This is a genomic window from Xanthomonas sacchari, from assembly GCF_024266585.1.
In the GTDB taxonomy this organism is placed as follows: domain Bacteria; phylum Pseudomonadota; class Gammaproteobacteria; order Xanthomonadales; family Xanthomonadaceae; genus Xanthomonas_A; species Xanthomonas_A sacchari_C.
The window spans coordinates 800,431-813,027 of the sequence record NZ_CP100647.1 but is presented as its reverse complement, the minus strand read 5'-3'; the positions used below and the strand labels follow the sequence as shown (position 1 = coordinate 813,027).

At 70.2% G+C, this 12,597-nt stretch carries 8 protein-coding genes; 2 read left to right on the top strand and 6 right to left on the bottom strand.

Annotated features, from left to right (window positions below; translation table 11 throughout):
- Positions 1-148 precede the first annotated feature (148 nt).
- The 5 genes from NKJ47_RS03360 to NKJ47_RS03340 form a co-directional block, all read right to left on the bottom strand.
- On the bottom strand, positions 149-2,053 hold the full coding sequence (locus tag NKJ47_RS03360) for a peptidoglycan-binding protein (protein WP_254460127.1): 1,905 nt from the start codon (positions 2,051-2,053) through the stop codon (positions 149-151).
- A 156-nt stretch (positions 2,054-2,209) separates the two neighbouring features.
- A complete protein-coding gene (locus NKJ47_RS03355) occupies positions 2,210-2,995 on the bottom strand; it encodes a hypothetical protein (RefSeq protein WP_254460126.1) in 786 nt (261 codons plus the stop codon).
- 385 nt (positions 2,996-3,380) lie between these two features.
- Positions 3,381-4,304 carry a hypothetical protein gene (locus NKJ47_RS03350; RefSeq protein ID WP_254460125.1) on the bottom strand — a complete coding sequence of 308 codons (924 nt, stop codon included), beginning with the start codon at positions 4,302-4,304 and terminating at the stop codon, positions 3,381-3,383.
- Positions 4,305-4,419: 115 nt separating this feature from the next.
- Entirely contained in the window at positions 4,420-5,220 is an 801-nt protein-coding gene (locus tag NKJ47_RS03345; RefSeq protein WP_254460124.1) for an N-acetylmuramoyl-L-alanine amidase, read from the bottom strand.
- An 85-nt stretch (positions 5,221-5,305) separates the two neighbouring features.
- Positions 5,306-8,098 carry a TonB-dependent receptor plug domain-containing protein gene (locus tag NKJ47_RS03340; RefSeq protein ID WP_254460123.1) on the bottom strand — a complete coding sequence of 931 codons (2,793 nt, stop codon included), beginning with the start codon at positions 8,096-8,098 and terminating at the stop codon, positions 5,306-5,308.
- 337 nt (positions 8,099-8,435) lie between these two features.
- On the opposite strand from NKJ47_RS03340, the gene NKJ47_RS03335 reads away from it, so the two are divergent.
- Together NKJ47_RS03335 and NKJ47_RS03330 are read left to right on the top strand one after the other, a co-directional pair.
- Positions 8,436-9,830: an SH3 domain-containing protein gene (locus NKJ47_RS03335; RefSeq protein WP_254460122.1), complete on the top strand. Its 1,395-nt coding sequence runs from the start codon at positions 8,436-8,438 to the stop codon at positions 9,828-9,830.
- Positions 9,827-10,930 carry a dipeptide epimerase gene (locus tag NKJ47_RS03330; RefSeq protein WP_254460121.1) on the top strand — a complete coding sequence of 368 codons (1,104 nt, stop codon included), beginning with the start codon at positions 9,827-9,829 and terminating at the stop codon, positions 10,928-10,930. The genes NKJ47_RS03335 and NKJ47_RS03330 overlap by 4 nt, the downstream gene beginning before the upstream one ends.
- Positions 10,931-11,621: 691 nt before the next feature.
- Here the strand turns inward: NKJ47_RS03330 and NKJ47_RS03325 are convergent.
- A complete protein-coding gene (locus tag NKJ47_RS03325; RefSeq protein WP_343237533.1) occupies positions 11,622-12,587 on the bottom strand; it encodes a glycoside hydrolase family 43 protein in 966 nt (321 codons plus the stop codon).
- Between the last annotated feature and the right edge of the window lie 10 nt (positions 12,588-12,597).

The window sequence follows — 12,597 nt, the reverse complement described above, 5'->3', positions numbered from 1 at the left end:
CCATCGCACGCCGCGATGGCGGGTGATCGTGTTTGGCCGGCGTTGGGCAATGTCGCGTCGGCGCATACGTGGCAATGGCCGCCGCCATCGCCACGCACGACCACCGCCGCGCGACATGCAAGACGGCGGCCGTTGCCGGAAACACCGATCAGCGCGGCGGCTGGGTCCTTTCGCGCAGCGGGTCCGGCTGCTGCGGTTGTTCCTGCGCCTGCCGCTGGGTTTCGGCGGCCAGTTGCTGCTGGCTGCGCTCCAGCGGCACCGACGCGGCCTGCTGCCGGTCCACGTAGGCACGATTGACGTCGTGCGGATTGTCGGGATTGCGCTGCACCGCGATCAGGCCGCGACGGTCGCCGCTGAGCACCAGATCGTCGATGCGCTGCATGCCGCTCACCTTGGCCTCGAACGCGATTTGGCCAGCAGCGCGCTGCATCTCCTCGGCGCTATTGAAGCCGCCATTGGGCCCCTGCTTCTGCAGGTGGTCCAGGGCCTGCTTGTACAGCGGGTTGTCGGCCGGCGCCGCCGCGTCGGCCTTGGCCGGCGCCGGCTGCCTGGCGATCGCCTCGAGCGTGGCCTTGTCGGCGATGCCGGTCGGCGCCAGGCCCTTCTCGCGCTGCAGGTTGGCGACCACCTGCTGGGTGCGCTCGCCGTAGTAGCCGGTGCCGCTGAGCAGCTTGCCCTGGTCGTCCTTGACGCCCAGTTCGATCAGCCGTTGCTGCATCGCCTTGACGTCGGCGCCCTGCTCGCCCGGCTTCAGCGCCGTGCGCGGCTCCTGCGTGCCCTGGCTCTGCGCCTGGGTCTGCTGGCGGTCCTGCAGCAGGTCGCGGGCCTTGGCCAGCGGATCGGAGGCGAACAGCTTGGCGTTCTGGTGCGTGGCCAGGTAGTCGTCCAGCGGCATGGTGTTGACGCCCTTGCTGCCGGTGGACTGGCTGACCAGCAGCTCGCCGCTCTTGGGATCGCGCACGACCATCATGATGTGGTCGATGCCCTTCCAGTGCTCGTGCGCGGTCTTGCCCGAATCCACGCCGATGACCATGCCTTCCTTCAGCGCGCCGGGCTTGAACACGTCCTTGCCCTGCAGCAGCACGCCCGAGCTGTCGAAGGCCTTCTTGACGATCTCGCCGGAGCCGACCATGCCCTGCGCCAACATGTCCTTCTGGGTGAACACGTCGCGACCGGCCTTGCCGTTGATCTCGTTCATCGTCGCGTTCTGCAGCTCGGTCACCCAGCCGGAGCAGTCGATGTAGCCCTGCGCCAGGTGCTTGCCGTCCACGCCAGGGTGGTAGTACTTGCTGCTCTTGACGTTGATCGCGTACTTCACGTCGTCGTGCTTGACGCCCAGCTCGTAGGCGGCGGTCAGCGCGATGCCGTCGTGGCCGCCCTGCCTGCCGCCTGCGTGCGTCGGCGCGCGCGCCGGCGCGGCCTGGCCCTCGGCGCGCGGCTTGATGCCCTTTTCCGGGATCGCGATGTGGTCGTACTTGGCGTCCCAGTACTTCACGAAGGCCTTGGCCATGTCGTGGTCGGACAGCGTCTTGAAGTCGGCCAGCAAGGTGCCGGTGTAGGCCTGGAACTGGCGCGCGCCCTGCGCGTCCTTTTCGCCGGGGACGTTGTTGAGAATGTTGGCGCGAGTGCCCTTCAGCGCGAAGTGGCCGGTGGCGATGGCGGCCTGGATGGAGCGGTAGCCGCCGGCGCCCTGCTGGTGCGCCATGTACATGTCCAGGCCGTCGGGCTGCGCCTTGCCGGACAGGTAGCCGCGGCCATCGCGCTCGTGCTGGCGGGTCAGGCTGTTGCGGTTGTCCTGGTACATGTGCGCGGCGGCATCGGTGTTGGCCACCGCGTCGAGTTCGCGGCCGCGGATGCCGTAGGCGCTGGCGGCGCCGGGGGTGAACTGGAACAGCCCCTTGGCGCTGTTGGGACCACGGCTGGCCTGCTCGTCGAAGCGGCCGCCGGTTTCGATGTAGGCGAAGCGCAGGAAATCGTCGACCGGAATCTGCCGCTGCCTGGCTTCCCGCTCGATGATGTCGAGATTCTCTGCCTTGGTGGTATCACGTGCCATCTCGTGTAACTCCTTGAGGTTGAGGTACGGCCATCGCGGCCGCCTGGGTCAACCGAGCTCGTCCATGAGCTTGTTAGTGCGCGGTCAACAGAACGATTGCGTACTGCGGAACATCCGGTGCTGCGTCCAGCGGCGCGCCGCCGCGCGCCACGGGGGTCATGCGTTGGGGACCGGCTGGTACTGCGCGCTGTCCGGGTCGTAGGCGTACTGCAGCACGTCGCCGGCATCGAGCAGGCGCGCGCGGCCGGGACCGGCGATCGCGGTGCCGTGCAGCGCCACCCGCAGCGCCGGCATGCGCTGGCCGGGCACCGCCTGGAATTCCAGCGTGCCGCTGCTGGACACATGCGGCACCACCCCGTCCGGGTCGCTGGCCGCCTCGTTGTCCTCGCCGGCCGCCACCGTGCCGCAATACACCCAGCTGCGGTAATCGCCGAGGTCGTGCCGGTTCGGGTCGAACACGAACAGCGCGAAGCCGGCTTCGGTGATGCCGTTGCCGAAGCGGGCGGTGGGCACGGCCAGCAGCAACCGGCCGTCGCCGAGCGCATGCTGCTGCGGCGCGCGGGTGGGATCGACGGCATCGGCCCGCGCGTAGGCGCCGAAGCTGCCGACGTAGCGCTGCGCGTGCAGCACCATCCATGGCCGCTCGCCGCCCGGCATGGTCAGCAGGAAGGTGGCGGCGCCGAGCGAGACGCCTTCGCCCGGGTGCGGGAAGGTTTCCGCATCGTCGATGCCGTACCGGCCCGGCGTGGCGTAGCTGAAACCGGTGTAGTAGTGCTTGCCGTCCAGTTCGAAATGCTGGCCGCCCCAGAAATTCACCACCGCGCCGTTGTCGATCTCGTAGGACACGGCGCCATCGCCGTCCCGGCCGTAGATCAGGTACAGCACGCTGCCGGCATCGGGTGGCGCTTCGGGAGCGGCGGCGCGCTTGTTGTCGTTGGACATGTCCAGAACATCCTGTAGTCGGAGAAGAAGCCGGAAGAACCCACCTGCGCGTTCCGATGCGCCCGACCGCCGCCCGCGCGACGCGCGCGGCGCACGTCGCGGACGCGGCACCCGGCACGGAGCGGACGCTCCCCGCAGGCGCGGTTTCGGACGGAACAAGGTGACGTGCACGCCGGCCCCGAGCAGGGGCGGTGATGGCGGTCGCGCATGGCGAACCGCACGCCGGCAATCCACGCCGGCATTTCGGGCGAGTGCAGCATCCCATGCCGCTCGCGAATGACTCGCCTGATCATCAGGCCCCGTGGGGCGCATCTTAAACCAGGTTCAACGCCCGACACCACCGCGGCCGTGCGCGCCGCCGCGCCGTGCCCCCCGCGCGGTCCGCTCAGCGGTCCAGCGGCGGGGTGTACTGCTGCTTGGCGGGGTCGTAGGTGTAGGTGACGGCGTCGGCCGGGCCCAGCGTGCGCACCTTGCCCGGCCCCTCCACCACCGTGCCCTGCAGGGCGATCCGCAGCGACGGCACGTTGCCGCTGGCGGGCGGCACGAAGCTCAGCGTGCCGGTGCTGGTGGCGCACTTCATCGTGCCCTGGTCGTCGCAGGCGGCGCTGTTGTCCTCGCCGGCGGCGACCGTGCCCAGGTAGACCCAGCCCTTGTAGTCGCCCAGGTCGTTCTTGTTCGGGTCGAAGGTGAACACCGCGAAGCCGGTACTGGTGATGCCGTCGGCGAAGCGGGTGGTCGGCAGCGCCAGCAGCAGGTGGCCGTCCTTGGTGGTGGTGCTCTGCGGCTTGCGCTGTTCGTCCAGCGTGTCGGCCTTGCCGTCGGCACCGAAGTCGCCGGCCCAGCGCTGCGCGTGGAACAGGGTCCAGCTGGGCTTGCCGCCGGCGCTTTCGAGCACGTAGGTGGCCTGGCTGATGCTGACGCCGGCCGCCGGGTCGGGCAGGTCCTGGTCGCCGGCCGTGTCCCTGGGCTTGTCGTACTTGCCGCCGGTGGCGTTGGCGAACCCGGTGTAGTACTGCTTGCCGCCGAGGTCGAAGCGGTCGCCGTACCAGAAGCTGGCCACCGCGCCGTTGTCGATGGCGTAGGACGCCGAGCCGTCGCCCTTGGCGCCGTAGATGTCGGCCAGCACCTGGCCCGGTGCCGGCACTTCGGCGGCGGCGGGCTGTGCCGCCGTGCTCGCGTCGGCGGGGGCTGCGGGCGCGGTCGCCATAGCCGGAGTTTGCGCCGCGGCCGGCGCATCGGCGGCCTTGTCCTTGCATCCGCCCAACAGCAGGAAGGTTGCCGCCCAGAGGGCCGTGGTTCCTCGCCTCATCGCACTGCGTCCTTTGGAGTCCATTGGCGCGCGATGCTACCAAGAACCGCGGTGGCGCCAGGTGACAGGCGTGCACGCCGCCGGCACGGCAGTGCCGACGCCGCACTGCACCGGCTCAGGGCGCGTCCGGCTCCATTGCCGGCGCCGGCTGCGGGCGCGCCAGCAGCGGCTGGGTCAGCGCGTACAGGATGCGCAGGTCTTCGGCATCGAAGGCGGTGGCCTCGTTGCCGCGGTAGTGGTGGTGGAAGGCGCGCAGGGTCGCGGCGCGGTCGTCGACCGGGTAGCCGATCAGCGCCAGCGCCTGCCACGGATCGAAGCCGGGCGGGGCCGGCGGCGTGTCGGCGACCGGCCAGCGGCCGAAGCCGGCCTCGGCCAGTTGCTTCCACGGGAACAGCGGGCCCGGGTCGACCTTGCGCGAGGGCGCGAAGTCCTCGTGCCCGACCACCTGGGTGCGCGGGATGCGCAGCCGCGTGCACAGGTCCTCGAGCAGCACCAGCAGGCTGGCGATCTGTTCCTGCGCGAACGGGGTCTTGCCGTCGTTGTCCAGCTCGATGCCGATCGAGGCGGAGTTGATGTCGGTGATGGTGCCCCAGCGCCCGGCGCCGCCATGCCAGGCGCGGTCCTGGTCGGCGACCAGCTGGTAGCGCGTGCCGTCGCGGCCGATCAGGTAGTGCGCGCTGACCTTGCCCTTGCTGTTGTGCGAGCGCAGCGTGTCCAGGCTCTGCTGCACCGAGTGCTGGTCGGTGTAGTGGATGACGATCAGGATCGGCCGGCGTGCGTCGTAGTTCGGCGACGGCACCCAGGTGGCCAGCGGATTGCGCGGCGGTGCGTGCGCGCAGGCCCCGAGCAACGCCAGCGTGCCCAGCAGCAGCAGGCGGCGCGCGGCGGACAGGGACGGCACGGGGACGCGGGTCATGGACACTTCCTGATCGGGGTCGCGCAAGCGTACGCAATCGGCGCGGCGGCGGCGTGCAAGCGCGCGTCGATGCTTACCGGCGCGCTCAGAAGCGGTAGTTGAAGTTGACGTACCACTGCCGGCCGATCGCGCTGTACACCCGCGGGAAGTACGGCCAGGCGGTGTAGGTGTCGTCGCGCGGGTGCAGCGCATCGAACACGTTGAGCACGCTCAGGCCGACGCTGGCCTTGTCGGTGATCTGCTTGGCGATGTCGGCGTTCCACACCAGGTAGGGCGCGACCCGGCCGCGTTCGGCGTAGTCGGGCCGCGAACCATAGCGATAGCCGTACACGCTGGCCGACCAGTCGCCGCGGCTCCAGTTCGCGCGCCAGTTGCTGCGCGTGCGGAACGCCAGGTAGTCGACGTCGTTCATCACGTCCACCGGCCGCGCGCCGGCGAACTGCGCCACCTCCATCCGCAGCACCCGGGTCAGGCCACCCTGCAGGCCGAGCGTGCCCCAGGCGCCGAGGTCGAGGTCGTAGCGCAGGCTGGCGTCGACGCCGTCGGTGCGCATCAGCGACTGGTTGATCGGGAAGGTCCTGAACGCGGTGATCTGGCCTTCGCTGGTCAGGTCGGTGCCGGGACTGCGCGTGACCGCGTCCTGGTAGAAGCGGCAGGCCGCCGAGGCGGTGTCCACCGCGGCGCCGGCGCGGTCGCGGCCGAGCAGGCAGTTGGCGTTGTTCTCCAGCAGGGTTTCGCTGGAAATGGCTTCGACCCGGCCCTTGAGTTCGATGCGGTAGTAATCCAGGCTCAGCGACAGCGCCGGCAGCACGTCCCACACCGCGCCGAGCGTGGTCGACTTGCCGGTCTCCTCGCGCAGCAGCGGATTGGAGGCCTGGGTGGAGAAGGTCTGGTACTCGTGCGCGCTCGCGCAGGCCGCCGACAGCGGATCCAGGCCGTCGCGGCGGCACAGGTATTCGTCGACCACGGTGGGGTTGTTGGCGCTGGTGCCGGCGTAGATCCACAGCAGGTCCGGCGCGCGGAAGCTGGTGGCATGGCTGCCGCGCAGCAGCAGGCTGTCGAACGGACGCCATTCCAGCCCGGCCTGCCACGTCGCCGCGCCATCGACCGCGGTGATGTCGTCGTAGGCGTCGTAGCGCGCGGCCAGGGTCGCGCTGAGCCGGCTGGCGATCGGCACGCGCAGTTCCAGGCCGGCGGCGTAGCGCTTGCGCGGTCCGCCGCCGGGGGTCTGGGTGAGGTTGTAGATGCGCTCGCTGCCGGTGTAGTCGACGGTGGTGCGCGGATCGGGCTGCAGGTCGTAGGTCTGCCGCGCCGCTTCCAGCACGGTGGCGATCTGCACCATGCCCGCCGGGACCGCGAACAGGTCGCCGCTGACCACGAACTGGGCCTGGTCGGTAGCCGATTCGCCGCGGCTGACCACCTCGGTGGTGAGCTGCTGGTACAGCGCCGGGCTGCCGGGCGCGAACAGGCGGTCCGGGCGCACGCGGCGGATCTCGGTGCCGTCCGGCCGATAGCCCAGCACAGGCCCGAAGTAGTAATCGCGCACCGCGTTGGTGAGGAAGCGCGGGCGCCGCGTGGTGATGTCGTAGCGCGACAGCGACACGCTGGCATCCCAGTCGAAGCGTCCACCCAGCGCCTTGCCGCGCACGCCGGTGTTAAGGTTCCAGCTGCGCTCGTCGTAGTCGATGGTCTTGATGCCGCCGACCTCGTCCGGAAGGAAGATGCGCTGCGCGGTGACCAGCCCCAGGTCCGGATCGTAGGTGGTGAACGCGCCTTCGCCGATGTAGTAGTGGGTCTGGCTGGAACTCTTGTCCTGCGCGCGATTGGCCAGCAGTTGCGCGTAGGCGACCACGTCGTGGCCGAGCTCGGCATCGCCGGCCAGATAGGCCGAGGTCTTGCCGTAGCCGTTCTGCACCGAGCGCCCGGCGTAGTAGTCGAACGCGCCGCAGCGGTTGGGCGCGGGCAGGCTGTCGCTGGTGCGGTACGGACGGAACGCGGGATTGGTCGCGACGCAGGCCGCCGCCAGCGCCTGCGGCGAGGTCGACAACGTGCCCGCCTGCGGCCACAGATAGGTGCTGCCGCGGCGCAGGTACACGCCGGAAATGGACACGTTGGGCGAGCTGGGGTCGGCCTTGTTGGCCGGATGGTCGTCGTAGGAATCCATGAAATCGCGCTGGCGGGCGACGATGGGTTCGCGGTCCAGCCGCTCGAACGCGTAGGTGAAACTCCAGCCATCGCCGCGGCGCCCGCCGGTCCACTGCAGTTGGCCGGTGTCGCCGCCGCCGCGGGTGGTGGTGCCGGCGCGCACGCGCAGGCTGTCGCCCTGGAAATCGCGCTTGGTGATGATGTTGACCACGCCGGCGACCGCGTCGGAGCCGTAGATGGCCGAGGCGCCGCCGCTCATCACCTCGATGCGCTCCACCGCCGCGGCCGGAATGCTGCCCAGGCTGACCGCGGTGCCGTTGGCGCCGTAGGACTGCGGGTAGTCGGCCATGCGCTTGCCGTTGAGCAGGATCAGTTGGTAGCCCGGCCCCAGCCCGCGCAGATTGAGGTACTGGCCGTTGGGCGAACTGCCGGTCTGGTCGCTCTCGTTGAAGGTGCTGCCGCTGAACTGGGTCAGCGTGCCCAGCGATTCCCACACCGTGCCGAAGCCCTGCTTGCGGATGTCCTCGGCGGTGATGACGGTGACCGGCGCCGGGCCTTCCACCTGCGCGCGGGCGATGCGCGAGCCAGTGACCAGCACGGCGTCGAGATCGCGCGGCGTCGCCGCCTGTTCCTGCGCCAACGCCGGCAAGGCCACAGCCAGCGCCGTCAACGACGCCAGCGCCACGCGCACGGGCCGCAAGGAAACGGGACGACGAACGATTCGAATGGGCACGCGGCTCTCCTGCTTGGCGCGGGTGGATGGCGCGAACGCCGCGGGCGCGGCCATGGCCGCGCGCCTGTCCCTGGCGTCCACGCACACGGCGATGCCGCGTGTGCGGCACGCGGCCATCGTGTTGCGGGATCCTGCATCTTGCCGAGCGGACGCGGCGCTGCCGTGCGGTACGCGCACGTCCCCCAGCGCCATCGCCACGCGCGCCCTGCGCGTTCGGATGTAACACGCGCTCGGAAAACCTGTCAACGCAGCGCCTTGACAGAGAAAAACCGGGACTCGAAGATCCTGGCGTCGGCGCGCAGCACGCGCCGGCCTTCTTTCCAGACAGCGGGATTCCATGATCACGATGCGCGGCCTGTGCCTGTTGCTCGCCGCGGCGGCGAGCGGGGCCATCGCGACGGCACGTGCCGCCGATGCGCTGCCGCTGCAGGCACAGCCGGCGCAGTTGCAGGCCGCGCACTGGATCGCACGGCTACCGGCCACGTCGCCACCGCTGCTGCAGGCGGCGCAGCGCGACGCGTTCAACGCCCGGCTGTTGCGCGAGGATCCGTCGATGCACGACCTCGCCGCACTGCCGGCGCAGCTGCCCGGCGCGCAGGTCCGCACGCATATCCTGGCGCTGTCGGCGCCGCCGACGCGCACGCTCTACGATGCGCAGGGCACCGTTCTCGACCCCGCGCGATTGCAGGCGCTGCAACGCGCGCTGGCGCTGGACGCGCTGCCGGCGCAGGTGCAGCCGCGCTATGCGCTGGTGGTGCAACGCGCCGACCTGCGGCGCTTCCCGACCGCCGAGCGCGTGTTCAGCGACCGCGACGATCGCGACATCGACCGCTTCCAGGAATCGGCGCTGTATCCAGGCAGCGCGGTGGCGATCCTGCACGCCAGCGCCGATGGGCAGTGGCTGTTCGTGCTGGCGAACAACTACGCCGCCTGGATCGCCCGCGACCGCATCGCCGAGGCCGACCGCGCCAGCGTGCTGGCGTACGCGCAGCGCACGCCGCGGCTGCTGGTCACCGGCGCGCGCGCATCCACCGTGTTCACCCCGGAGCTGCCGGCGGCCTCGCAGGTGGCGCTGGACATGGGCAGCGCCCTGCCGCTGCTGCGCGACTGGCCGCCGCTGCGGGCGGTCAACGGCCAGTCGCCGCTGGCCGCCTACGTGGTGCAGTTGCCGCTGCGCGACCGCGACGGGCGGCTGCAGTTGGTGCCCGCGCTGGTGCCACGCAGCGCCGACGTCGCTGAGGCGCCGCTGCCGGCCACGCCGCAGTCCCTGCTGCGGCAGGCGTTCAAGTTCCTCGGCGAGCGCTACGGCTGGGGCAACAGTTACGACGCACGCGACTGCAGCGGCTTCGTGCTCGACCTCCATCGCAGCCTCGGCATCGACCTGCCGCGCAACACCGGCGACCAGGCGCGCAGTCCGGCGCTGGCCTCGGTGCCCTACACCGCCACCGACCCGCTGCCGCAGCGCCGGCAGGCGCTGGCGCGGCTGCGCGTCGGCGACCTGGTCTACATCCCCGGCCACGTGATGCTGGTGATCGGCCACGAAGACGGCCAGACCTGGGTGATCCACGACGTGGCCGGCGCCAGTTACCGCGACGCCAGCGGCCAGCTGCAGCGCGTGCGCCTCAACGGCGTCTCGGTGACCCCGCTGGAACCGCTGCTGCTCGGCGACGGCACGCCGTTCATCGACCGCATCACCCGCATCCAGCGCCTGCGCGCACCGACCACCGAATGAAGATCACCGAGATCCGCCTGGGCATGCTGCGCGTGCCGCTGAAGACCCCGTTCAAGACCGCACTGCGCACCGTGCAGGCGATCGAGGACGTGGTGGTCCTGGTCCACACCGACGATGGCCGGATCGGCCATGGCAGCGCCCCGGCCACCCCGCCGATCACCGGCGACACCCACGGGTCGATCATCGCGGCGATCGAACGCTGCCTGGCGCCACGCCTGATCGGCGAGGACATCGCCGACCTGCAGCGCCTGCGCGGTCTGATCCAGGGCGCGCTGGAGCACAACAGCAGCGCCAAGGCGGCGATGGAGATCGCCGTGCACGACCTGTGGGCGCAGCAGCATGGCGCACCGCTGTACCGCCTGCTCGGCGGCGGCACGCCGCACCTGAGCACCGACCTCACCATCAGCGTGAATGCCGTGGACACGATGGTGGCCGACGCGCTGTCGGCGCTGGCGCGCGGCTTCGTGGCACTGAAGATCAAGATCGGCACCGATCTGGCCGAGGACATCGCACGGGTCAAAGCGATCCACGCCGCGGTCGACGGCCGCGCGCAGCTGCGCCTGGACGCCAACCAGGGCTGGACGCCGAAGCAGGCGGTGCAGGCGATGCATGCGCTGGAGCGCGCCGGGGTGACGCTGGAACTGCTGGAGCAGCCGGTCAAGGCCGGCGACGTGGACGGCCTGCAGTACGTGACCGAGCGCGTGCAGACCCCGGTGATGGCCGACGAGAGCGTGTTCTCGCCGGCGCAGGCGATCGCGCTGCTGCAGCGGCGCGCGGCGGACATCGTCAACATCAAGCTGATCAAGGCCGGCGGCCTGTCCAACGCGCTGCGCATCGCCGACATCGCCGCGGTGTACGGGGTGCCGTGCATGATCGGCTGCATGCTCGAATCGAGCATCGGCGTGGCGGCGGCGGCGCACCTGGCGGTGGCCCGCGCGGACGTCATCACCAAGGTGGACCTGGACGGGCCGTCGCTGGGGGCGTTCGATCCGGTGGTCGGCGGGGTGCAGTTCGACGAGGCGCAGATCCGGATTGGCGAAGCGCCTGGGTTGGGGATTCGCGAGATCCAGGGCTTGGAGCTGTTGCCGCGGTCGGATTAAAGGCACCGCGCCTGGCTGGCTGGCGCAATTGTGGGAGGGACTCAGTCCCGACCGCTGCAGCAATCGGTCATTGGATGGCTTCACTCGTCGCGACTGAAGTCGCTCCCACAGGGGTTTACGGCGAGACCGCCAGGTGCACTGTGGGAGGGACTTCAGTCCCGACCGCTGCAGCAATCGGTCGTTGGATGGTTTCACTCGTCGCGACTGAAGTCGCTCCCACAGGGGCTTACGGCGCGCCCGCCAGGTGCACTGTGCGAGGGACTTCAGTGCCGACTGCTGTCGCAATCGGTCGTTAGATGGTTTCACTCGTCGCGACTGAAGTCGCTCCCACAGGGGCTTACGGCGCGCCCAACGGGGCACTGTGGGAAAGACTTCGGTCCCGACCGCTGTTGCCATCGGTCATTGGATGGTTTCACTCGTCGCCACTGAAGTCACTCCCACAGGGGCTTGCGGCGAGACCGCCAGGTGCACTGTGGGAGGGACTTCGGTCCCGACTGCTGTCGCCATCGGTCGTTGGATGGTTTCACTCGTCGCGACTGAAGTCGCTCCCACAGGGGCTTACGACGCGCCCGCCGGGGGTACTGTGGGAGGGACTTCAGTCCCGACGCACTGCGCCATCGGAAAGCGCATCGCTTCGCGCTTCCCGGCTGCATGACGGCTGACTCCAACAGGCGGTCACTGCGACGACCTCTCAGCCGCCATAGGGATCGACAGTACCAATGCTCCCATCCGGCTGGACGTGCAGCGGCGTGCACTTGACCGAGCGCAGGTGGGTGACGCCGCCGGACAGCAGGGCGTCGTGGTAGAACAGGTACCAGCGCCCCTGGAACGCGCAGATGGAGTGGTGCGTGGTCCAGCCCACTACCGGCTTCAGCAGCACGCCGCGATAGGTGAACGGGCCATATGGGCTGTCGCCCGTGGCGTAACACAGCAGGTGCGTATCGCCGGTGGAGTACGACAGGTAGTAGCGGCCCTGGTCCTTGTGCAGCCACGGTCCCTCGAAGAAGCGACGCGCATGGTCGTCGGCGCGCAACGGTTGCCCGTGCTCGTCGAGGATCACGATTTCCCGCGTGCGCTCCGCCAGCCGGGTCATGCCCGGGTCCAGCCGGGCGATCCGCGGCCCCAGCGCCGGCGCATCGCCCTCGGGCTCGACGTGCGCCGCATCAAAGCGGTCGTCGCGGTACTTCTGCAACTGGCCGCCCCAGATGCCGCCGAAGCAGAGGTAGTGCGCGCCGTCGTCGTCCTCGAAGACGGCCGGGTCGATCGAGTAGGTGCCGGCGATCGGCTCTGGCTCGGCGGCGAACGGGCCTTCCGGGCGATCGGCCACCGCCACGCCGATGCGGAACAGGCCCTGCGCGTCCTTGGCCGGGAAATACAGGTAATAGCGGCCGCCGCGGGTGGCCGCGTCCGGCGCCCACATCTGCCGGCTGGCCCACGGCACGTCGCGCACATGCAGGGCGACGCCGCAATCGGTGGCCGCGCCGTCGGGCGTGTCCATGCGCAGCACGTGGTAGTCCTCCATGCCGAAGTGGCCGCCGTCGTCGTCGAACGGTGCGCCGCTGTCGATGTCGTGCGAGGGATAGATGTACAGGCGTCCCTCGAACACGTGCGCCGACGGATCGGCCGTGTAGATGTGCGTGACCAGCGGTTGCGCGATGGCGTGCGCC

Excerpts from the sequence above, each read along its gene's own strand:
- NKJ47_RS03345 (WP_254460124.1), bottom strand. The coding sequence starts at position 5,220 with ATGACCCGCGTCCCCGTGCCGTCCCTGTCCGCCGCGCGCCGCCTGCTG.
- NKJ47_RS03350 (WP_254460125.1), bottom strand. The coding sequence starts at position 4,304 with ATGAGGCGAGGAACCACGGCCCTCTGGGCGGCAACCTTCCTGCTGTTG.
- NKJ47_RS03360 (WP_254460127.1), bottom strand. The coding sequence starts at position 2,053 with ATGGCACGTGATACCACCAAGGCAGAGAATCTCGACATCATCGAGCGG.
- NKJ47_RS03335 (WP_254460122.1), top strand. The coding sequence starts at position 8,436 with ATGATCACGATGCGCGGCCTGTGCCTGTTGCTCGCCGCGGCGGCGAGC.
- NKJ47_RS03355 (WP_254460126.1), bottom strand. The coding sequence starts at position 2,995 with ATGTCCAACGACAACAAGCGCGCCGCCGCTCCCGAAGCGCCACCCGAT.
- NKJ47_RS03330 (WP_254460121.1), top strand. The coding sequence starts at position 9,827 with ATGAAGATCACCGAGATCCGCCTGGGCATGCTGCGCGTGCCGCTGAAG.